The following is a 25,020-nucleotide window of genomic DNA, read 5'->3' as shown; positions in this document are numbered from 1 at the left end:
AAAGATGTTTCGTGGGTTGCGACTGATGTCGCGACGAGATGGTCAATCTAATCAATTTTAAAAACTCTGTCAAGATTTATTTCTCGTTTATTTCTGCCTCCGTTGCGCTCAAATCGTTGCCGATCACCCGCGCCCCAAGGACCGAGCAAACCTACATTATCGCCCTCAGACTGTCAACGCCTTTTTTGAAGAAAAGGTGTAATTGTAGGAGATAGGTGTGCCGGTGATTCCAATATCTTAATTATGTATCTGAATATTCGATATTAGGCAGCTCGTGGTTTTTGAAAATACAAGATACCGAAGGGGAGATCTCCTTTTAGGCAACCCATTCCTGTAGAGCTTCAATGATTTTCTTGGCTTGTTCGACGCTCGAGATGTTGAATTTTGATTTGGGAATATATTCACCATCCCGCTTCTGGTATCGGCGGATGGTAAACATATCCTTGCCGTATTCACCCTTGGCACGATTCCAATTCTGATATTGGAAAATGATAGTAGTCCAGGCGCCTTTAGAGAGGATTTTTTTATCGATTTCCTTGACCAGCAGTAGGCCTTCTTCTTCGTAATTTATGGTGATGTCATCAACTGTTTTGCTCATTAAGTCGTATCCGTGTTAGTCTTTTATAAATTTAAAGGCAGAGAAGAATACTCTCCTCTGCCTGATTTGGCGTTATGCAAACATATTCAAGGAAAAAGGTAAAGAAGATTAGCGATTAACTGAAGTCATTCAGGATTTGTCATGTTTGGTAAACTTCATCTGACTCCCTTCCGCTTCAACAAGAATATGATCATTCTCGTTGAAGGTTCCATCGAGGATGTGCATGGCAAGCGGATCTTCTATATAGCGCTGAATCGCCCGTTTCAATGGACGTGCACCGAAGTTTGGATCATATCCTAAATCGATTATCAGCTGTTTGGCGCTCTGGCGTATATGCAGGGTGATATTCCTTGCCTTGAGTCTCCTGTTGAGAAAATTGAGTTGAATATCGAGAATGCCGATCAGGTTTTCTTTAGTAAGGCTCTTGAATATGATGGTCTCATCTATCCGATTGAGGAACTCAGGCTTGAATTGCTCGTGGAGAATTTCTTCTATCCGCTGCCGTATTTCGGATTCGCCGGCCTTTTCTCCTGCCATTTTCATGATCAGGCTACTGCCAAGGTTGGATGTCATAATCATGATGGTGTTTTTGAAATCAACGGTTCTGCCTTTGCCGTCCGTCATCCTGCCGTCATCCAGGACCTGCAGAAGAACGTTGAATACATCGGGATGAGCTTTTTCAATTTCATCAAGCAGAATTACGCAGTAAGGCCGGCGCCGTACCGCCTCGGTCAGGTAGCCGCCTTCATCATATCCAACGTAGCCGGGAGGGGCGCCGATAAGCCTGGAAACCGAATGTTTTTCCATAAATTCCGACATATCCACCCTGACCATGGCCTGTTCGCTGTCAAAAAGAAATTCGGCCAGTGATCTGGCAAGTTCGGTTTTGCCGACACCGGTCGGACCCAAAAAGATAAAAGAACCTAATGGCCTGTTCGGATCCTGCAGCCCGGCTCTTGAGCGTCGCACCGCATTGGCGACCGCGACGATGGCGTCTTCCTGGCCGATAACCCTCTTGCGGAGAAAACTTTCCGCCTGCACGAGTTTTTCTTTTTCACCCTGGAGGAGTTTGTCGACGGGTATACCGGTCCATTTTGCCACGATTGAGGCTATGTCTTCCGCTCCAACCTCCTCTTTCAGCATGAGATGATCCTGTTGTGCCTTCTGCAGGTTGTCGTTTTCCTCTTCCAGCTGCTTGCGCAGCTGAACAATTTTGCCATATCGTATCTCGGCGACTTTGCTGTAGTTGCCATTTCGTTCCGCCTGCTGCTCTTCCTTGGTGGCTTCGTCTATATCTTCCTTTATCTTACGGATTTTCTGAATTGCTTCTTTTTCGAGAGTCCACTGGCCTTTCATTGCATTAAGCGAGTCACCAAGATCGGCCAATTTTCTTTTAAGCTCTTCAAGTCGATTTTTAGATGCCTCATCCTTTTCTTTTTTTAGTGCTTCGCGCTCAATTTCAAGTTTGATGCGCTGTCTCTCAAGTTCGTCAATTTCCGTCGGCATGGAATCTATTTCTATTCGCAGCGAGGAGGCGGCTTCATCTATAAGGTCTATGGCCTTATCGGGTAGGAAGCGATCACTTATATATCTGTTGGAGAGGGTCACTGCGGCAACTGTTGCCGCATCCTGAATACGGACGCCATGATGGACCTCATATTTTTCCTTGATGCCGCGTAGGATGGCAATGGTGTCCTCTTCGCTGGGTTCCTGGACAAGCACCGGCTGAAAGCGCCGCTCAAGGGCGGCGTCCTTCTCTATGTATTTTCGGTACTCATCTATGGTCGTTGCACCAACGCAGTGGAGTTCTCCACGTGCCAGTGCCGGTTTGAGCATGTTTGAGGCATCCATGGAGCCTTCCGCGGCCCCGGCGCCAACCAGAGTATGCATCTCGTCTATGAAGAGAATGATTTCTCCAGCCCGCTTTTCAACCTCTTTGAGAACAGCCTTGAGCCGATCTTCAAATTCCCCGCGATACTTGGCACCGGCTACAAGCGCGCCCAGGTCGAGAGCCACAACCTGTTTGTTTTTAAGGGTTGCCGGTATATCTCCGTTGACAATCCTCTGGGCCAGTCCTTCGACAATGGCGGTCTTGCCTACCCCGGGTTCGCCGATGAGGATGGGGTTGTTTTTGGTCCTTCGTGAGAGAACCTGAATGATTCGACGAATTTCTTCATCTCTCCCAATAACCGGATCGAGTTTGGCTTTACGGGCAATATCGGTAAGGTTACGACCATATTTTTCCAAAGCCTGGTATTTCTCTTCCGGACTCTGGTCGGTGACCCGCTGGTTGCCCCTAATGGTGGTGAGAGCATTGAGGAAATCCTTTTCGCTGATTCCTTGTTGCCTGAGCATTCTGGAGCATGCGGAAGAGCCATCATTGATGATAGCCATGAACAGATGTTCCTGAGAAATGTAGTCGTCCTGCATTCTCGAGGCTATTGACAGGGCTGTATCGAGACTCTTCTGCAGCTCTGCCGAGGCATAAACCTGTCCGGCACCGGTTCCGGAAACCTTGGGAATCTGATCCAGGAGCTTGTCGGTTTCCTGGAGAATAACAGCGGGGGTAATGCCCATTTTCTGCAAAACGGGAAATACTACACCGTCCGGTTGACTGAGAATCGCCTTGAGAAGGTGGGCCTGCTGTATCTGCTGGTGGCCTTTCTCCTGCGCGATCCTCTGGGAACCTTGGACTGCTTCCTGCGATTTCAAGGTAAATTTGTCGAATTGCATCTTTTTCTCCTCTATGCATTACTTCAACAATAAGTAATAAACTTCTGCACACAATGATTCGGGTAGAAAGTAATGATGCGATACGAGTGCGTCAACAATGACACAATGAAAGTTCAAAAATATCTTTGGATGATGGATTAGTTTATGAGATTGTCGTGGGGGACAAATTAGGAAAAAACAGGTCTGGTAGGGCAGAAGGATTCGTCTAAGAGGGCTGAGGAATCAATCCTGGAGAGAGTGATTCCTCAGCTGTCTGGCAAGAATTAACCGCAGCTGCCGCTGTCGCAGGAACCGCTGCTGCAACCACCACCGCCTCCGATTGGATTCGTAGAAGTTATACCAAATCCGGATCGGGGACCGGCCTCTACATATTCAACCTTAATTGAACCGCAGGTTTCAAGCAGGCTTTCTTCAACCAGAAATTTCAGATCGTCGTTGTCATATACTTTGTCGTTGTCTTTTGGCTCATCCAGAGCCAAGCCCAGAGAGGGCCCGGCTCAGCCACCCTGCATCAAGGCGACTCTTAGTGCAGAATCAATATTGTTCTGCGCCAGATACTCTTTTAATTTATCCACAGCCAAGTCTGTGACGGTAAACTCAGACATTAAATTCTCCTTGTTATTATTAACGTTTGCTTTGTGTCTGTAATATATGCTCCGAAAGCAAATATCAACTTTCCGTAGGCAAAAACATAATGTGCGCTGCAGAATAAGTCAATCAATCCTCGACTGAAATACAATAAAAGCGATTTCGGTATAAAGCATGATTTCTCGATTTAGTAAAATGAAAACAGCTACATGTGCTTGTTGGTGAAGTGCTGGAGTGATAGATAATAATTTAATTATTAAATTGCTTGATCACGGCGAAACTGGGAATAATTTTTTATTGCTTGAGTTTGAATCATGATGATACTATTTAATACCTTACAATTTGTTTCTTATTTTTTTACAGGGAAACAAACGCGTGTCTGTCCAGGAATGAACAATTTCGAAGACTGCGCTATCTGTTCAAAAATCAAGACGCTTGATAAATTTAACCGCAGGCATATAATTGATATCGAAGTGTGCTCTTACCTCCGAGGATTAAATCTTAAGAGCAACTGTTACACAAAGCAAGAGACTCCGGAAGTAGGGCAGGTAAGTATATTCCGAAAGTGCCGTTATGGACGAGCTATCTAAAGGTTCTTGTCCAGCTCAGCCAGGTATTTAAACCATTGCAGAAATTATCGGCGAGGACAAAAATGAAGAAGGTGGTTATTTCAACAGGGGGAGGCGATGCTCCCGGTCTCAATGCTGTGATCTATGCTGTAGTGCACGCCTGTTATCGGAGGGGATGGGAGGTTTATGGCAGCAAAAGCGGTTACTCCGGCTTTCTCGATCTTGACGACATGATTCAGTTGAGACCCAAAGACGTCGAAGGAATATATTCCACCGGCGGCACAATTTTAGGATCTACTAATAAAGGCAACCCTTTTGCCAGGCCGGTTTTGAACCTGGCAGGTGAAGTTCAGATCGTCGATGTTTCCGATAAGATACTGAAAAATTTTAATAGAATGGGATTTGACTGTCATATAGCTATAGGCGGTGACGGCAGTCTGCAACTGGCCCAGAAGTTCGCCGAAAAAGGTATGCCCGTCATCGGAGTTCCTAAAACCATAGACAACGATCTGGAAGCCACCGACAGGACATTCGGTTTTGATACCGCTGTCTCCACAGCTACTGATGCACTGGATAAGCTGCATTCCACGGCAAAATCCCATGACAGGGTGATGGTTGTTGAAGTAATGGGACGCGACTCGGGGTGGATAGCGCTTTATTCGGGAATATCAGGGGGAGCGGATGTTATTCTTATTCCTGAAATTCCCTTCGATATGGAGAAGGTCAATGCCAAAATATCGGATAATGAGCTGCGGGATAAACATTATTCCATAGTGGTGGTAGCCGAGGGTGCCATTGAGAAAGGCGGCAAAGTCTTTAATAAAGGTGCCGGGGAACTCGGTCGTGAAGAGGTGATTTTAGGCGGGGTTGGAGAGTGGGTAGCTCAGCAAATTCGGCATGACACCGAGAAAGATACACGCTCCCTGGTCCTGGGACATTTGCAGAGGGGCGGGTCGCCTACAACTTTCGACCGTCTGCTAGCTCTGCGCTTTGGTACCGCAGCTGTGCGTCTCGTGGAGCAGGGAATTTTTGGGCATATGGTTGCCCTGGTAGATTCAAAAATGGGGGCTGTTCCGATTGCCGATGCTATAAGGGCGCGCAAAAAAGTCAACCTCGACAGTGATAAAATTCTTACAGCAAGGAATATCGGCATCTGTCTTGGCGATTAATAAATCAGGTATGGCTCAACAAAATATTTTCCTTGAAATTTATACGACTCTTTATAATCACTATGGCCCACAGAATTGGTGGCCTGCCGAATCCCCCCTTGAAATGGTGGTCGGAGCAATTCTTACTCAAAATACCAGCTGGAAAAATGTCGCCAAGGCTATAACCTGTCTTAAGGCCGTGAACCTTATGACCATAGAATCTTTGAGTGGCAGTAGTAATGAAGAGCTTGCCGGCTGCATCCGTTCCGCTGGATATTACAATCTTAAAGCCAAGCGGTTGCGAAATCTGCTGAACATGCTTTGTCAGGAGTTTGAGGGCAGTCTTCAGCGTTTGCTGGAGGAAGAACTTTGCAGTTGCCGGGAGAAATTACTGCAGGTTAACGGCATTGGAGAAGAAACCGCCGATTCAATTCTGCTGTATGCCTGCGGTCATCCTATTTTTGTCGTGGATACTTATACTCACCGGGTTTTCTCCAGACATAACCTGCTGGAGGAAGAATGCACTTACGGGGATATCCAGGAAAGATTTATGGATAATCTTCCGGAAGATGCACAACTTTTTAATGAGTATCATGCTCTTATCGTCAGAGTCGCAAAGGAATATTGTAAGAAAACCAACCCTCTCTGTAGTGATTGCCCGCTTCAGGGCATGTAGTGAAAACTGATGGTGTCATAAAAAAGTTGCCACTTTTTATGGACTGATGAAAATCTAGACAGGATTGCACTATTTCGGGATCACAACTCATGGCAGGCCCCTGCGTTTTTCACTCTTGTATTACGGACGACCTGCCTAAGGGAAAGAAGGTGATTTGTATTTGTACGGCGGTTTAGGTATTTATTCTTGTCTGAGCGTCAGTGTTATCTCCTCTATCATCTCTGCAATTTCATCTTCATGGTATTCCTCGGCCCGAAGAGCCCTTGTGTACTTCTCCAGGGTTTCTCTGAGTTTGAGCGGCTGAGAGGTGGTCTGGTATATTCTGCAAAGCAGCCATACTCCTTTTTCTGAAAGGCTATTGGTTTGCAACATTGCGGAGAGTACCGGAATTGCCTCTGCATGTCTCTCTGCATCTATGAGAATTTCGCTCCAGCGCAGCGACATTTTTTCATGGGTCGCAATAAGAAGATCCTCGAAGGAAAAGGTCGAGTCGTTTCTGAAAGTATCCGAAGGCAGATTCCCCTTCCATAGAGTCAGGGCATTATAGAATCGATTGCCCGCCTGCCAGAATTCTTCCCTGTCTGCATGATTAAAACCGGCTCTGCAAAAATCCAGGAACTCTTCGGTATCGGTGGTGGTGTTTTCCAGGCTCAAAATGCCCTTGTTGAGGACTATATAATTCTTGATGTCTCCTGCTGGAAGGGATTTTGTAAAAGTATTGCGCAGGCGGCCAAGCAGCGTGTCCAGCTTTTTTCTTGATTTTTCAGGGCTGCTGTCAGGCCAAAGAAGCAACTGTACTTTTTCCTGACAGATTTTTTTGTCTCTGGAAAAAAGCATCAAGCTCAGCAGTTCTCTTTGCAGTGGGGTGAAATGCTCAACAGTAAGATAGGTGGTGTTACCGATTTTCAGGAAAAAGCCGTTGAGGATAGTAAAGTGGAGTAGGGGAATTACTGTGCCATCATCGGTTAGGTTAACCTTCAAACGCTGGCGGGCCAGTTGCTGGCTGAATACTCTATGCAGGTCATTAACCACTGCCAGTCTGAGCAGTTCGAGCATTGGTTCGGGCTCCCAGCTCCAGAAATGGTCATACCCATTTTCAGCCATTATGGTCAATGCCTGCTCCAGGTACTGAAGAGCTGATTTTTCCCCATATGATCTGAGCTGGAAGGAGCTTCTTTGCATCAGACAACATGACAGAAGATAAGGAGAAGGGATCGATTCAGCGAGTTCCTGTGCTTTCGCAAAAGCCTCTTTTGCCTGTTTTTTCTTCCGGAGTTTAGCGAAAACGGCGCCAGCCATAATGGAGTGGAATGCCAGATAAAAAGGACCACCGGCATTTTCCCTGAGCCGGGAGGATTCTTCGATTTTTACTGCAGCGCTTTTGGAGTTGCCGTGAATTGCCAGAATATATGCCTGCCACTGCAGTAATTGGCTAAGCATGTGCTCCGACTTGGCTGTCGAGGATACATTCACCCCTCTATTGATCAGATCGAGGGCTTTGGCGCTTTCTCCCATCGAGAGAAAACAGCTGCATCCCCAAATAAAAAAGTAAGGTCCTGCTACGGTTTGTTTTACTAGCTTTTCGTCAATGCTTTTCTGTATCAGCTGCTGCTGGTGGAAGTAGTTGGGTATATCGCCAAACATACTGAGATTGCAGATGTGAAGCACGCGTAAGCTGAGTTTGTTGGATATACCAACCAACGGATCGTTCATCAGGGAATGGGAAGCTTCAACTTCACAGCGAAATCCTTTGCGGTTCCCGCTGAGCAATTCGATATATGCTTTGATGAATACTGTGGATGCCATGAAATTATGAATAGAATCATCAGTGGCAATCTGTCGTGCCTTTTCGATATAGTGTCTAGCCTTTTCCATATCGGCGGAAAAAAAACAGAAACCTGCAGAGAGATTCCTCATGGCCAGGACAGTAATATGGCTGGAAAGATTTTTGCGATGCCTGTTCAGTAGTTCTTCCGTTCGCGGCAGCAATGAAGCACCGGTGTGATAATTTCCCGAAACCACAAAATGATAATAGAGGATTGTTGCAATTGCCAGCAGTTCACCGACTTCCTCCCCCGAGCGTACGAAGAGCTGTCGAGCCGCTTCCAGGTGTGGCAGAGTTTTCTGTGGCTGAAAGTCGCTCTGCAGTATCCCTGAAAAAAGAGTGAGCCAGCTGTATTGCAGAAGCGTTTCTTCCGGGATCGATTTGAGCATGGTGAGAATCATCAAGGTTCTGTTCTGTGCTAAAAAATCCACGCCATAGCGATGAAGTAGCCGATCCATCATCTGATAGTTGCCTCCCTGCTGATAACAGGAAAGCGCTTTATCAATCTTGTCTCTTTCGAGAAAATAGAGAGCCGATTCGGTGTAAATATCCCGAATATCCTGCTCACTTAATCTCTTTGCTGCACGTGCCTGGAGAAATTCCTGAAAAAGATGATGGAAACGAAAAGTGATATAGTCACTATCGAGATTATAGATGAAAAGGTTTTCCTGGCTCAGGTTCCGCAGAATCAGGGAGATACCGGCAATAGCCGTGATACGTCCGGCAAGATCTGTATGAATTTCATCGAGAAAAGAAAGTTTGAGAAAGGGGAGGTGAAGCTCCTTCGGGATATGAGAGAAAATTTCATCCTGAAAATACTCAAGCATATCCTTCTGTGTTGGAGCCCCGGTTAGTTTAAAATTTGTAGCCGAGGCCTTTTCTATGGATCTGCGGCCGGACATGGGATGCGCCGCGAGGACAATGCCCATGACCCAGCCGCTCGTCACGTCTTCTATCTTTCGAGCATCGGCGATGCTGATGCTTCTTTTGAACACATCGTTAAAGAGCATCTCGATCTCTGAGCTGGTAAGGGCCAGATCATCGGTTCCCAGGTAGGCAACGGCGTTGCGGTTTCTGATGGTTTTTGATTTGAGTTCAAAGGGATGCCTGCTGGTCAGTACAAAATGAAGTTTCGGCGGGGAAGTATCGAGTAGATGTGCCAGCAGTTGATTGGTCAGATCAGCATTATTGATAAGATGCAGGTCATCAAAGACAATATAGAGGTTGCCGCGCAGATACCTGTCGACATCGTTAAGCAGAATGTTGGCGCACCGCAGCAGATCCAGAGGCCCGATTTCTCCCTTGTTGATGATGGCTTCCAGCCGCGGAGAAGAGAAATTCTCGACGGCTATACCGAGGCAGTGAAGAAGTCCGGAAAGCAGCAGGACCGGGTCGACGTCCTCTTTGCCGATCTGATACCAGATGTGGCTGTGCTTGTAATGGTTAATGTACTGATAAGCCAAGGTGGTCTTGCCCTGGCCCGCCTGCGCTTCTATGGCAATTATCTTATTGTCCCGTCCCCTTTTGGGCAAGATCTTTTCGATAAGATTGGAGCGGAAAAGGGATTGATTTTCATCAATATGCGGCGGATAAAACTTATTGGAAGGAATCGAAGAGTGAAGCGGTGTCAATGTTGCATTCATAGAACACCTTCTGTTTTTATTTTATCGGGATTGACCGTGATGCCACAAAAACTGCCTGCAAATACCTCTGATAATATTAGATTCTTTTGATGATAAGCGGAGCCTGCCAAGGAACCGACGTATATTGTTCATCCAGTATGTGTGATTTTTTTCTTCGAGAAAGTCAATCTGGATCAAAGCTTCCTCGACATGCCGGTACATGCCTTCGAGTTCGAACGAGGTGGCAATTTGTGGAGCCGGTTCAATGTCTTTCCGCTCATGAACTAAGCCATGGTAGATCTCATAACAGTGAATGGCCACAGCCTGAGCCAGATTTAGAGAAGAGAAATCTGCAGTGGGAATGGCGGAGATGTCATGACAATATTTGAGCTCGTCATTGGCAAGCCCGCAGTTTTCCGGGCCAAAGAGAAAGGCTATCTGGTTATTAGGAGGAAGCTCGTCCATGCCGTTGATAATTTGTCGTGGGCTGCGCTCGGAGCCACGCTGCCGCCCGCGTCGTGCCGTGGTGCCGACAATATAAGAGAAAGGCGCGACTGCCGCTTCCAGACTGCTGTGCAGCTCCATCGAGTCAATAAGATGGACTGCTTTGTGTGTAGCCATTTTGGCCATTGCTTCATATTCGGGAGGATGATCGCGAACAATAATTAGCCGCGAAAGCCCCATATTGAAGGCACTGCGTGCCGCTGCCCCGATATTTTCCGGGAACTTGGGTTGAACCAGTATTATGGCTATATTATTAAGAACGGAGTTTTCTGTCGGCATTGACGTTATTAGGATCTGGCACCTGGGCACAGGGGAGACTTGTTGATTGACTACTCCCCTCCCCCCAACAGATGGTGGGAGGGGGAGTAAATTGGTGAGTATAAAAGGTGAGGGTCTAGCTGGATTGGTTCGCCTTTACACCATCTTCTATTGAGATACGGCTGATTTTTTCATACTCCTCGGCCTGTTTATCCGGAGTAGAAGGCATCAGCCTTTTGAGAAGAGGGACAACGCCCCTTTCTGATTTCTCAAACAGTTCTTCTGCTTCCTTGATGGTTATCTGCCAGGCAGGTGCAAATCCGGGTGCTTTTTCAAACATAATGTCAAGGGCGGTCTGGTAGACATAATATTGTCTGATTTCCTTGCGTCCCGGTTTCTGGTTCAGTGATTGAACTGTGATCTGCAGGTTATCTCTTTCCTGCTTCAGCCGCTCGAGCTCATGTTTCCTCCGCTCATTTTCCGCGGAATCGATCTCCAGTTTGGTGTGAAGGTGCGATCTCAGGCGGTCTACTTCCTTGGTCAGTTCCCTCCGGCGGAGAAAACCACGAATGTATATAACCAGACATAAGATAATTCCCAAAGCCAGACCTTTGGCAAAAGGGTTATTGACGATCGACATCAGCCAGTTGGTTTCTTCCATCAGCTACTCCTCCAATATGAATATTTTCACCCGCGTGCGCTCTTTTGTTGCAGGATATGGTTTTCTCGGTACTCTTTCAATAAAGAATAATAAAACTCTTTATGCGAAATATTGTACCAAGTCAAGCTGCAAAAGCAAAGCCCTGTTTCTTCCCGCACAATGCCCTGTGTGATTCATTTACCATTCTCCCGAGCCGGAGCAAAGTTGATTCTTCTGAGGCGATGATCGACATCCACGAGGGTGACATCGAGCGAAGCACCAAGCTGATAGGTCTTTCCGCTAATTTCTCCAATGAGTCTGTATCGCTTGATATCGTAAAGATAATAGTCATCGGTAAGTGTTGAAATATCTATCGAGCCACTTACAAACAGATCAAGAAGCTCAACAAAGAGAACATTCTCGCTGACTCCGGATATCACGGCTTTAAAGTTCTCTCCTATGTATTGCTCCATGAAAAAGACCTTCAATCTGTCGTTGATGTCTCTTTCAGCTGTCACCGCTGCTCTTTCACGGCTGGAGAGGTGTTCGGCCTGCTCCTTGAGGGATGGCCCTTTTTCACTATCTTTAATGGGCTTGTTCTGCAGCAGAGCATCCAGGAAACGGTGAACCATAAGGTCAGGATACCTTCTGATCGGAGAGGTGAAATGGGTGTAGTCGGTGGCAGCCAGTCCGAAATGCCCCTTGTTGTCAGGATCATAGCGTGCCTGCTGCATGGTGCGCAGCAAAAGATTGTTGACCACATACTCGCCAGGACTGCCATTGACAATTTCCAGTACCTGACCAAACCATCGCGGTTCGGCGCTGACTTTGGGCAGATCTATGCCCAGAGTTGCGGCAAAGGAGGCGAATTCCTCGACTTTCTCTGGAGACGGTTTTTCATGAATACGATAGATAAAGTCAATATTTCGTTGGGTAAAGAGTTCAGCTACTGCCTCATTGGCGGCCAGCATGAATTCTTCGATTATCAGATGAGCAAAGTTTCGCTCTTTTCTTTTGATGGATCTGATCTTGCCGTCTTCTTCGAGTGAGACCTCCGGTTCTGGGATATTGAAGCCGATGGAACCTCTGTCCATGCGCCGCTTGTGCAAGGATTGAGCCAGCTCTCCGGCCCATTTCAGGGGGTTGAGAAATTCTTTATGGAGCCGTCGTACCTGAGGATCTTTGTCAATCAGAATGTTTTTAACTGTGGTGTAGGTGAAGCGATGTTTGCTGCGCATTATCGACTTGCCGAACGTCTTCGAGGTGAGCTTGCCGTCTCTGCTAAAGTCTAGAATAGCGGAGAAGCTCAGTCTGTCTTCATCGGGTACAAGACTGCAGAGGTTATTGGAGAGCTTCTCCGGCAGCATGGGAATAACTCTTCCGGGAAAGTAGATGGAGGTTCCCCGTAGATACGCTTCCTTATCCAGGGGAGTATCAGGTCTGACGAAGTGCGAAACATCGGCAATGGAAACATAAAGTCGATAACCGCCCCGCGTTTTTTCAACGGCAATGGCATCGTCAAAATCCTTGGCTGTTGCGCCGTCGATGGTAACATGTGCTATTTTCCGCAGATCGAGCCGATCGGCTATTTCAGCCGCATTGAAGGACAGGGCCTCCGCCTCCTGCACAACCGGCTTGGGAAAAATATGCGGCAGGTTGTGTTTTTCAATGACCATGCGCATCTGCACGTCGATATTTTGCGCCGAACCCAGAACTTCGCAGATTTTGCCTTGCACGAATCCTTTTTCAGAAGGTTCAGGCAGGATCTGCACGATAACTACGTCGTTTTCCTCTATGTTGTCAGCGATTGCATCGACAATGGCAATGGTCGAGGGATAGCGCGGATCTTCCGGGATAACTCTGGGGGGATTGCCTGCTTTAAAAAAACCAGTGAGTTTTTCTGAGGAGCGTTCGAGAAGCGAGAGAATTTCCGCCTCAGGCCTGCCGTCCCTGCGAACTTTGTTAACGCGTATAAGGACGATATCGCCATGATTCGCGGTCCCCATATTCCGCACAGTCAGAAAGGGGTCCTTTTTGTAGTAATCAGCAGCCTCGGCAGGATGGAGATCAATGACAAATCCAAATCCTCTGGGGTTTTTTTCTATTTTTCCGGTGAAGATACGTCCTTTGCTATTAAGGCGAAAGCGTTTTTTTCCGGCAGAGACCAGTTCCTCCCTGCGAACCAGCTCGGCAACAGCCTCTTCGATTTCCTTTTTTGCCGGAAGATATTGAGATAACGCTTCCTGAATTTCCGAAAGGTTGACAGGTTCTCCTTTCATGGCGACAAAAGACAAAATGGAGGTTGAAAGAGACTGCAAGAATCCCTGGAGTTTGTTTTTCCTGGTGGTTCGTGGTTGATGTTGCTTTTTGTCTTTGGAAAACTTTCTTTTTTTAGCCATTTAGGTTTTTTATTTTCCCTGATAGTGGAATTTTGTTAGAGTGTGGGCATTACCAGCGACAGGACTTACAGTATGTCATTGAAATGGAAGGCCGGGAGCCGTGAGTGTTGAAGTGGTTCTCCATAAAGGTTATGTTCTCTTGTGGCCCCATTTAAGGAGTGTTTCTATTATCATAGCATAGGAGCACACGCAAAAAAAGCAATATAGTTGAAATTTAGATACCTTCTGGAAGTTGAGCGAGGCAGTACGTGTATGCAGCATATCCCTTTTGACCTGGAACTCTATCGCAGACAAATGCACAGCTTAATCGGCGGCAGACCTGATGAGCAAGTGTTCTGGGATGCCCTCAACTTTGCCACCGAGGCCCATGACGATCAGTGGCGTAAGTCTGGGGATGCCTATATCCTCCATCCTTGTTCCGTGGCCAATATTCTCGCCGCTGAAATGGATATTCTTCATCCGGAGATACTTGCCGCTGCTCTCCTTCATGACACTGTCGAGGATGTTGAGGAGGTAACCGGAGAGGTGGTCGGTCAAAAATTCGGACAATATGTCCAGGCCATCGTCGAGGGCTGCACCAAGGTAACCCAGTCATCCGGAGACAAACAGTCTCATTATAAAAGGGTTCATCGAAAAATATTCTCCGGAGCAGCGCTGCGGCCCGAAGTTATGCTGGTAAAATTGGCAGACAGGCTGCACAATCTGCGTACACTGAAAGCGATGCCCAAGAGAAAACAGCAGAAAATCGCCGATGAGACGCTGGATATTTATGCGCCGCTAGCCACTGTTTTCGGATTGTTTAATATGAAGCGAGAGATGTACAATCTTGCCCTGACCTACAAGTTTCCTAAACAATGGGTTAAATTAGACGTCCATATCAACAACCTGAAGCAGGCGGCGGCTCCTAAAGAAATTATCGAAACTCTGCGGCTTAAGGCCCGGGAAACACTTCCAGAGACAAAAGTGGATCTGCGCGTCAAGGAGCTGTGGGCCTATTACGATCATAACAATCGTATACTTCTTCAGCAGATAGACTTTCCTTATGAGATTTTGATAGTCGTGAATGACAGTCACGCCTGCTATCAGGCACTCGGTGTTGTCAATCAGACATTTCGGCCGATCCCCAGGACAATCAGGGATTTTATCGCCAACCCCAAGCCCACCGGTTATCAGGGCCTTCATGCCCGCGCCATAATCAAAGGGCAGCGCTATCTGTTCAAGATACGAACCGAGGATATGGCCCGGCGCGCCCAGCGCGGGCTTTTCCGGAACTGGAGCTCGAAGAATCGCAAACAGGGAAGATTTATCCATGAAATAAAGGAGCTTTTTGATGTTATCGGCTCAGATGTCTCGGTTTCTTATCGTGATGTCATTGCTGCAAGCGGTAAAAAGGAGATATATACCTATACCCCAAAGGGAGATCTGATTTGTTTGCCCCTGCACTCCACTGTTCTCGATTTTGCCTTTCGGGTACACACCGATGTAGGGCACTCCTGCATGGGCGCCATGGTCGGTAATATCCGCAGAAGCGCCGGCCATATTCTCAAAGACGGAGACATGGTGCGTATCATCAGATCGGCAAAGCCACTGCAATTTGATCCGGATATTCTCGATCTCTGCAAGGTGCCCAGGACCCGGGCTGAATTATCGAAAGGCTTTCGCGGACGCAGGCGGCAGGTTGCCAGGGATGTCGGTTATTCAACCCTCAGCCAGGAAATGAAGCGATATGGAATCCCTCTTGATTTCCTTAAGAGTTTTGAAATGCAGCAAATCTATAATTTCTTCTCGTTGAAGGATGCGGATGAGCTGTATGAACATATTGGTGATGGGCGTCTGCGTCTACCGGAGATCATCAACCGGTTCAGACATGAATTTCATCTTGAAAATCTTAAAGTTGTCCCTCAAGGCGAGGAATATAATACCATTGAGCTCACTACTCTTGATCCCGTCACCATCAAGCTGTCATCCTGCTGTAAGCCCTTGCCCACCGAGAAAAATAATTGCGCCCTATTAACTCGCGAGCGCCTTTCCATCCACAGGAAAACCTGCAGGCGTCTTGAAGAGATAAAATTCCTTCGGGAAGATGCCGTCAATATTGTCTGGAAAACCCTGGAGACCCCGATAAAGAAACCGCAATCGATTCATATTCTTGAGGCAAAACGTCAGAGAATTATGATGATAACCGGAGTGGCTCCAGTGGAGATGATCATCTCGGAGCTTTCAGTTGTCTCTTCCAAGCCCACCAAAACTCCGGCCTGGGAATTGAATTTTGAGGTGCCAAATCTCGCCATTCTCAACAATGTCCTGAAACATTTTGAAAAATCAGGTATTCGGTTTGAGTTCGAATTTGACTATTAATCCAGCAGTTGACTGGATAAGAACCTGTCGCTAAAATGGCGTTGCAAAAAACACCGGTACGGGCATAAACTCTTCGAGAAATCCAGGTCTGCCGCGCCTTATATATCAAACTTTTTACGAGCCCATCACTAAACTTTTTCAGTATCTGTTTGCTGCGGTTGTTTGCAGTATTTGCTGAGAACTCTCGTCAACATATCCGGCAGGTCGTTCTGCTGACGTGAGCTTCTGTGAAGCTGTTTCAGGGTTTTTTCAAGGGTTAGTACTTCTCCTAAAAAGACATGTCGCAGAATGAGTGAAATAAGCCTGGTGATGGTGGTGAGATTGGATATCCGGGTTTGCAGGTGATGGTCTCGGTCAAAGGCGGTGGAGGCAAAAATCTCCACCGGTTGATTATCAATTTCACTGATCGATACATACCATTTGTTTTTGTCGCAATCGGTGGTACGAAAACGGACCGCGTCAAGTACTTCAGGCAAGCCGTCGAATCGAGGCGACCGGCTGCCGTCATTGCCAGAGAAAACGGTTTCCGGAGCGACATCGATCCCGGTGAGTTTGACAATTCGTGCCAGCTTGCTGGGGTCCTGGTGCAATGTTTTTGCAATAAGAAGACATTCGTTGCAAAGTTCATTGCCGGCAATTTCATGCACAGGCTTATCTGCACCGCAGCCATCGCATCTTTCGGTATTAATTGTTGGTGTCATATTTCCATTTTCCGTCGGGATATGTTTTGAGGATATAATCCTGTAAATGTTTTCTAAATTCTCTGCCTGAAATTTCGCAGGCGCCATAGCGCAGAAGATGCTCAGTCATCATCTGACAGTCTATAAGTCTGAACTGCCGTCTCTTCAGGTAAATAACGAGCGATGCCAGGGCAATTTTAGAAGCGTTTGACAGCCGGGTAAACATTGATTCACCAAAAAAGACACGATCCAGGGCTACACCGTAGAGGCCGCCGGCAAGTATCTCACCTTGCCAGCATTCAATGGAATGTGCATATCCCAGTTTGTGCAGCAACTGGTAGGCTTTCTTCATTTCTGCTGTTATCCAGGTCTCTTCGCCTTGCTCCTTGCGAATGGAAGCACAAGACTCGATCACCTGGTCGAAGGCCTCATCCATGGTAACCCGGTATAGGGGCTTTTTCATATACCTTCCCAGTCTTTTCTGAATCCGGAACTTCTCCGGATAAATCACAAACCGGGGTGAGGGCGACCACCATAGAATCGGATCTCCGTCAGAAAACCAGGGAAAGATTCCCAGCCTGTATGCAGCTATGAGGCGTGCCGGGCTCAAGTCTCCGCCAACCGCCAGCAATCCATTCTCTTCAGCCAAACCTGGCCTTGGAAAAATAATATCATCAGTCAATCGAAAAACAGGCATGTGGAAATCTACTCCCGGCATTCATCTATGTCAATCAGCTTCGCTCGATACGATAATCTCGACCACCGCACAATGCCAAAACCTGCAAGACTCAGGAGAGCGGTGAGTCGGCCTCAAACGATCACATTATATAGAGCTGTGCTGTTTTTCAGCTTTTCAATACGATCATCATCATACCCATGACGATAAGGAAGAGATAGACGGTTTTCAAATAGATTTTTCCAGCAAGGAAACGATAGCAGAACGAACCGAGGAGTGTGCCGGCAAAGACGAAGGGAGAGGAATAGAGGAAGGATATGAAAACAGACTGGGTGGTCAGGCCGCTTATCCCATGAGCCATGGCTACCATAGCGGAGTTGAAGAGAAAAAATCCGGTAAGTGTGGCTTTGATATAATCCTTACTCCAGCCCGTCAGGGTGGTGTAAATAATGGCCGGTGGTCCTCCGGCACTGAAGGCGGATCCTATTGCTCCGGAGCAGAATCCGGCGAGATACCCCCAGCCGTGGTGGATCGCCCTCGGCTTCGGGGTAAAAAAGAGATTATAGGAGCTGTAGCAGATGAGCAGAATGCCGAGCAGCAGCGCCATTGTCTCTGATTGGACATGTTTGAGCAGTGTGGCCCCGACAGCTATTCCCGGAAGCGTTGACAGGCACAGGGGCAGGAGTTTCCTGATATCCAGATGAGATTTGAGCTTCAATGTCAGCAGGGAGGTAATAATAAGGCTGGTGAGCACAGAGAGCGGAATAGCGAATTTGATGTCGACCACCAGGCAGAGCAGCGGCATGGCGATAAGTGCCGAACCAAATCCGGTCAGTCCCTGCACGAACGCAGCCAGGAAGAAGATCATGCCTATTGCAAATATCACGGTCATTGTGAACCTGTATCAACAAAAATCATGTGCTGTTGGAAAGCCGGGCTAACATTAAAGGCTATGGAAATCGATTGTGGAAAACGTATTGTTGATTCGCTTGAACCTTGGTACTATTATGCACTTTTTGTCAATCTACACTATTGTTATTGTGGGTGCAATCTATCGTTTTTTTTGATCTTATCAGCAACATATACCATATCATGGATAAAAAAACAGACAGCCCGTCCGGTGATCCTGCTCCCTTTCAGGACCGGGTGAGCGTAAATGTGTTCTTTTCCGGAGCGCAGCGGCGAAAACTTCTCGATGAAATTAAGAAATCCATTGCCGACGGCATTCCGGTAATTACCCTGACCGGAGAAGAGGGAACCGGAAAGACCATGATCTGCAGGATGGTAGAGAAAGAGGTGCAGGCGCAGATCACGTGTGTTTACCTGCCTAATACCTTGGAATCGTTCGATGATGTTGTCCGTGTATTAGCGCTGAAGGTCGGTACGCCAAGTGCGGACAAACCGGAAACGACAAAAATTCTTGTTGATGAAATTGCCCGTACCCTGGAAGAAAATGACAGTCGTCTGGTCGTTGTCTTTGACCAGACCGAGAGAATGTATCTGGCAACCATCGAGAGAATCCGCAAAATGCTTGATCGAATGAATGTCAACTCGACTCTGCTGCAGATAATATTCGCGGGACGCAAGAGTCTGCTGGAAAATCTCGGGCAGCTTGAAATCTGCAATTTTCAGGATGTTGAGGAAAAACATTTCAGCTTGAACCTCCTCGGTCTTTCGGAAACTTATGCCTACCTGAACCATTGCGCCAAACAACGATCACCGGGCCGTGGTAAGAATATTTTTACACCGGAGGCCGCCAAAAAGATATTCAGCATGGCTCAGGGTAATCTGCGGATGACTAATATGCTGGCAGCCAAGTCCCTGGATGCCGCTGATTCCGAGACCTCTTTTATGGTCCTCCTGGATAACGTCAGCAGCAAAGAAGAGGCCAAGCTGGAGAGAAGGAAAAAATTATGGTCGAAGGCACGGCTGCCTGGGTGGCAATGGAGTTTGGGCGGTGGCGGTTTGCTTGTACTGGTTGTATTTTTTCTTCTTGCCGGAGGAGGAGAACAGCAAGAGAGTCCTCACGTGGTCATTGAAAAAAGGCTTGAGGATACCGCTCCCGAGAAAGAGAAAGTGCAGGAGGCGGTAGCGGAGCAGTCTGAAGCTGCACCTGAAAAAAAGCGCAGCGGCCGCAAGTTAGCCGCAGTGGATAAGAATGCGGCCCCGAAGATATTGCCTGATGATGTCAAGGATAATTCAGCTGTACCGGTAATATCAACGGAGACAGAAAATAGAAGGCAGCTCCCTGCAAAAGAGATCCGGCTGCCGGTAGAGCAAAAGGAAGGAAATCGTCCAGAGAAGGCTGGAGACATTCTCTCTGTGGCCGCTGCGGATCAGCGTGCAGAGCCTGCAAAACCGAAAGCCGAAAAGATGGTGCAAGAAGGCAAACCTGAGGCAGCAGCAACAGCCACCGCTAATCCGGTTATATCACCGCGGATTGAAAAACCTGCCATCGGCACTGCCGAAAAAACCGAGGTAATCGAAGAGATCTCCAAGATAGCCGCGCAAGCGCTTGCGGTTAAAGAAAAATCGGAGGCAGCAGCGGAAAGGCCGGAGAATTCACCTCAAGCCGACATTGTCAGGGAAGAAGTATCTGATAGTGCTTCGGCGTTGACTCCGGTTCCGGTAAAGGTGGAAAATATGATGGATGGGGTGATAGAGGAAAAAGGTGCGAGAGAGGTCGAACCGGTAGTGTTTGCAGGAATGAAGAAAAGGTTGCCTCCGCCGCGGGCGGACATTGGAGGAGCAAAGGAAATAGTGAAGATAGCTCCAGCCAAGATCAAGATTGCCGTTGCCCCGGAAAACCTGGAGAAAGAGGCAGTCCCATCGGAAAAGAACATCTCTGCCGTCAGACTCTTCGAGATGCGGGAAGCTGCAGGAGGGAAATGGCTTAGTGGTCAAGCCCGCGGTAGCCATACGGTCCAGCTCATGGCGCTCACTGCTGAACATGCAGAGGACAATTTAAAGGGAAGGTTCGAACAGCAAGAGTACCGCGAGATTGCCGACAATATTTTTATTATCAAGGGTAACGCCTCGACTGTGTATGTATATTATGGAGAATATCCTGATTTGGATTCGGCACGGCAGGCGAGAAACAGTCTACCGGTATTTCTACACAAACATGATCCCTATGCGGTTTCGGTGGAGGGCGCCATTGCCAAAGCCGTATCGGGGCAATAACCGCTGCAGCGGCAAAACGCCTCCATCCCGCCGACCGCGATGATTTTTACGAGATAACAAATAATGACTATTAGAGTTGCAATAAACGGTTACGGCCGTATAGGCCGATGCGTTCTCCGGGCTCTATATGAGTCCGGCTACCGTGACCAGGTGAGGATTGTCGGTATTAATGAACTGTCGGAAATCGACTCTCTTGTTCATCTCACCAGGTTTGATTCTACGCACGGCACCTTTACCGGAGAAGTCAATCGTGGTGATGGAGTAATTTACGTCAACGGCGATGAAATCATGGTCTATTCCCAGCGCGATATACGCCGGATCAACTGGGGTGAGCTGGGAGTCGATATTGTCCTCGAATGCAGCGGCAGTTATTCGGAGAGATGTTTCGCCCAACAGCATATTGACCAGGGCGCGGCCAAGGTTATCTTTTCCTGCCCGGCAACGCGTGATGTCGATGCTACCATTGTCTACGGTTTCAACGAGCGAATCTTGAAAAAGGAGCATCGGATTATTTCAAATGCCTCATGCACGACCAACTGTTCTGCCCACGTTATAGATCTACTGGACAATCGTCTGGGAATAGAGGAGGGCATCATTACTATTGTGCACTCTTCGATGAACGATCAGCCGGTGATCGATGCTTATCACAATCCGGATCTTCGCAAAAGCAGAAGTTCCGGCAGTTCCATCATCCCCGTCAGTACAGGGCTGGCCCAGGGAATCGCACGGCTTTTCCCTCATCTTGCCGAACGCTTCGAGGCCGTTTCCCTGAGAGTTCCAACCATGAATGTCTCGTTGATGCAGCTCAGCATAAAGGTCAGAGAGGGTACGACCGCTAAGGCTGTAAATAACATTCTCAGACAGGAGGCCGAAGGGCGGCTTGATGGTATTCTGGGTTATACCGAATTACCGCTTGTCTCCTGCGATTTTAACCATAATCCGTGCTCTGCCGTGGTTGACGGCTCCCAGACTCTGGTGAGCGGCGCCTCTCTGGTTACCGTTATTGCCTGGTTTGATAATGAATGGGGCTATGCCAACCGTATGCTGGATACTGCCCTGGCCCTTAGCCGGGCTCCAGAGTAATCTCCCTTACCGTCAAATTGCTGGGAAGTTAACATGGTGGACTCGTAAAATACCCTGTCCCCAGCGTTGCAGAAGGCTCAGGTGGGCAAGGCAATCGGAGTGTCTGCGTGGGCGGACCGTCACTTTTCCTTCTTTGTATGTTAAAGAATTTATCAAAAATACGGTAAAGAGATGCGGGGCATATTGCTTTTCTGAACCATTCAACGTATAAATTGATGGTCCTGTTTCACTGTCGTCGGATCATCCCGGAAGAATCTGCTCTTGCAGAATAATAATCCATTGCAATGAATTGCTGCCTCTCAAGATTCACAATGAAAGCCCTGGTAGTGGTTGTGCTCCTCTTTTCCCCAGTAAGCCTCTCTGCCCGGGAAAAAGTGGTGACCCTGGCCACCCTGACTGATTTTCCTCCTTTCTGCTTCAATAAGCCAAACTCCCTGCCGCTCAATAAGGAGATGGTACCGCCGGGAAAAGATTCAGTACAACTTCAGGGCTATAGCTGGGATGTCGTTCGTGAGAGTTTTCATGAGCTCGGGTATACCATCGAGTTGTACGTTCTCCCATGGGCCAGGGCTATACATTACTTGAAAAGCGATAGGGTTGATGCCGTTTTCCCCGCCAACAGAACGGAAGAACGGGAGAGAAACTTCAGTTACTCAAAGGAGTATGTTGACAGTATCAACATGGTTGTCTATGCGACGGCGGATTCCAAAATAGTGTGGAGCGGCCTCGACTCCCTTAATGGTCTGAATGTCGGCGCTGTGAGGGGATGGGCCTATGGCAAAAAATGGGAGAGCAACAAGAAGATCAACAAGGAGTTCATGGATACTGTTTTTCAGAGTTTCCAGGTTCTGGAGAAAAAACGACTGGATGCCGTAGTCGGCTATGAAACAAACTATGATTATGTGTTGGAAACTCATGGTGTAACGGAGAAGTATAAAAAATTAGGACACTTCGACATAGTTGAGGAGTATCTGCTGGGAAAGAAGAATAATCCTGAGACCCTGGAGATAATCAATGATTTTGATCGTGGTCATCGACTGGTCGAGCAGCGGGGTGGCCTTGAGGCAATTGGCAGGAAGTGGCAATAGGTCGTTTAATGAACTCATATTTAAAATACCATCAATCGGCAACGGGGAGTAGCCTCAGTCGTCGTTTCAGTGTCACCCTTTCCGTAGTTGTCCTTATAATTATGCTTTTCTTTTTGCTTGGAGGAGCAGTCTATAATTATTACAAAATCCAGAGAGATCTCAACAGGCAGCTCGCCAATACCCTGGAACTTGCAGAAACTAGTCTGCCTACTGCTGTCTGGCAGATGGATCGTGGTTCAATGGAGGATATCCTTGAAGCTATCCTGGTAAATGATGCCATTGTTTCGGCACGAATAATTACCGATAATATTCTGGCGGCAGCCAAGGCTCAACCGCAATATGAGGCCCTCGATTTTTCTTTGTTCCGGGATTCAGAAAAATACACCGTCAAATCCGTGGCGGTTACACGGATGGGCGAAAATGTCGGTCTTTTTGAAGTGGCCATCTCACGCGCTCAAATGACACGGGGGGTGCTCGCCACCGGCCTGACCGTTTTAGCGCTGGTCCTGGTGTTGTGTTTTGCCATTCTAATGACATCCGTCCTTATAACCAGACGCTATGTATTTGAACCGCTGATGCGGCTTGAGAGCCATGCCAAGCAGATCGCCGGAGGAAATCTGGAGAGCAGTATAGAGATTGAAGGCAATAATGAGTTTGCCCGGCTTGCTGCAGCTTACAACTTTATGGCAAATCAGCTGAAAATCAGTTTTGACACCTTGGAGCAAAAGGTGATGGAACGTACAGCTGATCTCTACCTCGCTAAGACTGAAGCGGAAAAAATGAACCAGGATCTGCGAGTGGTCGGAGCGGAACTGCAGGCCCTGCTCGACAACTCTCCGGTGGGCATACTCTTTGTCGGCTTTGATCGCAGAATTCAACGGGTCAATCCTGAAATTACACGTATCACCGGGTACGGACATGAAGAGTTGATCGGCTGCACCACTGAAAGGCTCTATCCTTCCAGAGAAATATTTCTCACTCTTGGCGAAACCTATTATCCGATTCTCCGCAAGCAAGGTTTCTGCCAGTCTTATTCCGAGCTTCAAACAAAGGATGGCAGGCTGATAACGTGCTACTGGCGGGGAAGGACCGTAGTTGTTGAAGGTGGAGTCGAGGGCGTTATCTGGAGTTTGGAGGATGTCTCCATACGTCTGAAGATGGAAGAAGAGCTGCTCAAAGTGAAGAAACTGGAGTCCATTGGTGTTCTGGCCGGTGGAATAGCCCATGATTTCAATAATCTCTTGCTCGCCATCATCGGCAACATCTCACTGGCCCGGCGTTTTATCGGCAAAGACAGCCGAGCGGATGAACTCCTTGTTTCCGCCCAGAAGGCCTCGAACCGAGCGAAAGATCTCACTGTAAAGCTGCTTACTTTTGCCAGCGGTGGAGATCCGGTAAAATCCGCTGAGCCACTGCCGCAGCTCCTGGAGGAGTCGGCGTCTTTTGTACTCTCCGGAAGCAATGTAAAATGTAATTTCAATTTCAGCAGGGGGCTGTGGCCGGTCAACATGGATAAGACCCAAATCAATCAGGTTATCCAGAATCTTGTCCTCAACGCCGATCAGTCTATGCCCGAGGGTGGTTACATCACAATTAATTGTGCTAATATCAATGTCACTCCTGGAGAAAATCTGGCCCTGAGAGGTGGCCGGTATGTCAGGGTCTCCGTAACGGACAGCGGTATCGGCATCCCGCAGGATATCCTGGGACGGATCTTCGATCCCTATTTTTCCACCAAGGAAAAGGACAGCCATAAGGGCAGCGGACTCGGCCTGGCAATCGTTCATTCCATCATTTCCAAACACGGCGGGGCCATAACGGTTGACTCCTCGCCTGGAACCGGCAGCACGTTCGATATTTATTTACCCGCGCTGGATAGTTTAGAGAGTACGGCTGCTGCAGTGCCGGAAGAGATTGTGAGTCACGGCAGAGGACTCATCCTGGTCATGGATGATGAAGAGATGATCCGCAATGTAGTGTGCCGGATGCTGGCCCACCTGGGTTTCAAAACCGTCGAGGCCCGAGACGGAAGGGAAGCTCTTGACTTGTACGGTAAGCATCTCGAAGAAGACGAGCGCTTCGACGCGGTTATCATGGATTTAACCATTCCGGGAGGTATGGGCGGAGAAGAGACTGTAAAAAAAGTTCTTACCATTGATTCTGAGGCTAAGGTTATCGTTTCCAGCGGCTACTCAAGTGATCCCATTTTGGACAATTATTCATCATTTGGTTTTTGCAACATTGTCAGCAAGCCCTATCAGCTACACTCTTTGTCGAGAGTGCTGACCCAGACACTTTCTTCCGGCGAACCAAAAATCTATTAATGTCTACATCATTGGGTAGGATGTTGGGTATGATATTTTGCTTAAAAACTTCAGGGAAAAAGAGGTGT

The 25,020-nt window shown here is 47.8% G+C and carries 17 protein-coding genes; 7 read left to right on the top strand and 10 right to left on the bottom strand.

From position 1 onward, the window contains the following. Positions 1-316: 316 nt before the first annotated feature. The 3 genes from JWG88_RS14730 to JWG88_RS22085 all read right to left on the bottom strand — a co-directional run bounded on the left by JWG88_RS14730 (position 317) and on the right by JWG88_RS22085 (position 3,936). A complete protein-coding gene (locus JWG88_RS14730) occupies positions 317-598 on the bottom strand; it encodes a hypothetical protein (protein ID WP_205234542.1) in 282 nt (93 codons plus the stop codon). 129 nt (positions 599-727) lie between these two features. Then, positions 728-3,331 (bottom strand): ATP-dependent chaperone ClpB, encoded by a 2,604-nt coding sequence (clpB, locus tag JWG88_RS14725; RefSeq protein WP_205234541.1) that lies wholly within the window; start codon positions 3,329-3,331, stop codon positions 728-730. A gap of 263 nt (positions 3,332-3,594) precedes the next feature. Further along, the gene (locus JWG88_RS22085) at positions 3,595-3,936 is read right to left on the bottom strand and encodes an IscA/HesB family protein (RefSeq protein WP_337833131.1); all 342 of its coding nucleotides are present in this window, start codon (positions 3,934-3,936) and stop codon (positions 3,595-3,597) included. Between the two features lie 635 nt (positions 3,937-4,571). Here JWG88_RS22085 and JWG88_RS14710 point away from each other — a divergent pair. After that, the gene (locus JWG88_RS14710; RefSeq protein WP_205234538.1) at positions 4,572-5,657 is read left to right on the top strand and encodes a 6-phosphofructokinase; all 1,086 of its coding nucleotides are present in this window, start codon (positions 4,572-4,574) and stop codon (positions 5,655-5,657) included. Positions 5,658-5,667: 10 nt separating this feature from the next. Then, entirely contained in the window at positions 5,668-6,312 is a 645-nt protein-coding gene (locus JWG88_RS14705; protein WP_205234537.1) for an endonuclease III domain-containing protein, read from the top strand. A 180-nt stretch (positions 6,313-6,492) separates the two neighbouring features. On the opposite strand, the gene JWG88_RS14700 is transcribed toward JWG88_RS14705, so the two are convergent. From JWG88_RS14700 to rnr, 4 genes are all read right to left on the bottom strand, one after another. Continuing rightward, positions 6,493-9,780 carry an AfsR/SARP family transcriptional regulator gene (locus tag JWG88_RS14700; RefSeq protein ID WP_205234536.1) on the bottom strand — a complete coding sequence of 1,096 codons (3,288 nt, stop codon included), beginning with the start codon at positions 9,778-9,780 and terminating at the stop codon, positions 6,493-6,495. A gap of 21 nt (positions 9,781-9,801) precedes the next feature. Beyond that, entirely contained in the window at positions 9,802-10,542 is a 741-nt protein-coding gene (locus JWG88_RS14695; RefSeq protein ID WP_205234535.1) for an RNA methyltransferase, read from the bottom strand. Between the two features lie 115 nt (positions 10,543-10,657). Further along, the gene (locus JWG88_RS14690) at positions 10,658-11,182 is read right to left on the bottom strand and encodes a hypothetical protein (protein WP_205234534.1); all 525 of its coding nucleotides are present in this window, start codon (positions 11,180-11,182) and stop codon (positions 10,658-10,660) included. 173 nt (positions 11,183-11,355) lie between these two features. Continuing rightward, positions 11,356-13,560 carry a ribonuclease R gene (gene rnr, locus JWG88_RS14685; protein ID WP_205234533.1) on the bottom strand — a complete coding sequence of 735 codons (2,205 nt, stop codon included), beginning with the start codon at positions 13,558-13,560 and terminating at the stop codon, positions 11,356-11,358. A gap of 252 nt (positions 13,561-13,812) precedes the next feature. On the opposite strand from rnr, the gene JWG88_RS14680 reads away from it, so the two are divergent. After that, positions 13,813-15,918 carry an HD domain-containing protein gene (locus tag JWG88_RS14680; protein WP_205234532.1) on the top strand — a complete coding sequence of 702 codons (2,106 nt, stop codon included), beginning with the start codon at positions 13,813-13,815 and terminating at the stop codon, positions 15,916-15,918. 128 nt (positions 15,919-16,046) lie between these two features. Here JWG88_RS14680 and JWG88_RS14675 read toward each other — a convergent pair whose 3' ends face one another. From JWG88_RS14675 to JWG88_RS14665, 3 genes are all read right to left on the bottom strand, one after another. After that, a complete protein-coding gene (locus JWG88_RS14675; RefSeq protein ID WP_205234531.1) occupies positions 16,047-16,619 on the bottom strand; it encodes a TSCPD domain-containing protein in 573 nt (190 codons plus the stop codon). Beyond that, positions 16,603-17,295, bottom strand: coding sequence for a leucyl/phenylalanyl-tRNA--protein transferase (gene aat / locus JWG88_RS14670; protein WP_205234530.1), 693 nt, complete (start codon positions 17,293-17,295; stop codon positions 16,603-16,605). Before aat ends, JWG88_RS14675 begins: the two co-directional genes overlap by 17 nt. A 148-nt stretch (positions 17,296-17,443) precedes the next feature. Further along, positions 17,444-18,166 (bottom strand): sulfite exporter TauE/SafE family protein, encoded by a 723-nt coding sequence (locus JWG88_RS14665; protein WP_205234529.1) that lies wholly within the window; start codon positions 18,164-18,166, stop codon positions 17,444-17,446. 200 nt (positions 18,167-18,366) lie between these two features. Between JWG88_RS14665 and JWG88_RS14660 the strand changes: the two genes are divergently transcribed. From JWG88_RS14660 to JWG88_RS14645, 4 genes are all read left to right on the top strand, one after another. Continuing rightward, positions 18,367-20,457, top strand: coding sequence for an AAA family ATPase (locus tag JWG88_RS14660; RefSeq protein WP_205234528.1), 2,091 nt, complete (start codon positions 18,367-18,369; stop codon positions 20,455-20,457). Between the two features lie 63 nt (positions 20,458-20,520). Next, a complete protein-coding gene (locus JWG88_RS14655; protein ID WP_205234527.1) occupies positions 20,521-21,540 on the top strand; it encodes a type I glyceraldehyde-3-phosphate dehydrogenase in 1,020 nt (339 codons plus the stop codon). A gap of 311 nt (positions 21,541-21,851) precedes the next feature. Further along, positions 21,852-22,628 carry a substrate-binding periplasmic protein gene (locus JWG88_RS14650; protein ID WP_205234526.1) on the top strand — a complete coding sequence of 259 codons (777 nt, stop codon included), beginning with the start codon at positions 21,852-21,854 and terminating at the stop codon, positions 22,626-22,628. Positions 22,629-22,636: 8 nt separating this feature from the next. After that, the gene (locus tag JWG88_RS14645) at positions 22,637-24,952 is read left to right on the top strand and encodes a hybrid sensor histidine kinase/response regulator (protein ID WP_205234525.1); all 2,316 of its coding nucleotides are present in this window, start codon (positions 22,637-22,639) and stop codon (positions 24,950-24,952) included. Positions 24,953-25,020: the final 68 nt, after the last annotated feature.

Source organism: Desulfopila inferna (genome assembly GCF_016919005.1).
GTDB classification, from domain to species: Bacteria; Desulfobacterota; Desulfobulbia; order Desulfobulbales; family Desulfocapsaceae; genus Desulfopila_A; species Desulfopila_A inferna.
Note: the sequence above shows the minus strand (reverse complement) of the source record. Positions and strands in the feature narration are given on the sequence as shown.

Coding starts and splice junctions, on each gene's coding strand:
- JWG88_RS14695 (WP_205234535.1), bottom strand. CDS start 10,542: ATGCCGACAGAAAACTCCGTTCTTAATAATATAGCCATAATACTGGTT.
- aat (WP_205234530.1), bottom strand. CDS start 17,295: ATGCCTGTTTTTCGATTGACTGATGATATTATTTTTCCAAGGCCAGGT.
- JWG88_RS14655 (WP_205234527.1), top strand. CDS start 20,521: ATGACTATTAGAGTTGCAATAAACGGTTACGGCCGTATAGGCCGATGC.
- rnr (WP_205234533.1), bottom strand. CDS start 13,560: ATGGCTAAAAAAAGAAAGTTTTCCAAAGACAAAAAGCAACATCAACCA.
- JWG88_RS14705 (WP_205234537.1), top strand. CDS start 5,668: ATGGCTCAACAAAATATTTTCCTTGAAATTTATACGACTCTTTATAAT.
- clpB (WP_205234541.1), bottom strand. CDS start 3,331: ATGCAATTCGACAAATTTACCTTGAAATCGCAGGAAGCAGTCCAAGGT.
- JWG88_RS14680 (WP_205234532.1), top strand. CDS start 13,813: ATGCAGCATATCCCTTTTGACCTGGAACTCTATCGCAGACAAATGCAC.
- JWG88_RS14650 (WP_205234526.1), top strand. CDS start 21,852: ATGAAAGCCCTGGTAGTGGTTGTGCTCCTCTTTTCCCCAGTAAGCCTC.
- JWG88_RS14690 (WP_205234534.1), bottom strand. CDS start 11,182: ATGGAAGAAACCAACTGGCTGATGTCGATCGTCAATAACCCTTTTGCC.
- JWG88_RS14730 (WP_205234542.1), bottom strand. CDS start 598: ATGAGCAAAACAGTTGATGACATCACCATAAATTACGAAGAAGAAGGC.
- JWG88_RS14700 (WP_205234536.1), bottom strand. CDS start 9,780: ATGAATGCAACATTGACACCGCTTCACTCTTCGATTCCTTCCAATAAG.
- JWG88_RS14665 (WP_205234529.1), bottom strand. CDS start 18,166: ATGACCGTGATATTTGCAATAGGCATGATCTTCTTCCTGGCTGCGTTC.
- JWG88_RS14675 (WP_205234531.1), bottom strand. CDS start 16,619: ATGACACCAACAATTAATACCGAAAGATGCGATGGCTGCGGTGCAGAT.
- JWG88_RS14645 (WP_205234525.1), top strand. CDS start 22,637: ATGAACTCATATTTAAAATACCATCAATCGGCAACGGGGAGTAGCCTC.
- JWG88_RS14710 (WP_205234538.1), top strand. CDS start 4,572: ATGAAGAAGGTGGTTATTTCAACAGGGGGAGGCGATGCTCCCGGTCTC.
- JWG88_RS14660 (WP_205234528.1), top strand. CDS start 18,367: ATGGATAAAAAAACAGACAGCCCGTCCGGTGATCCTGCTCCCTTTCAG.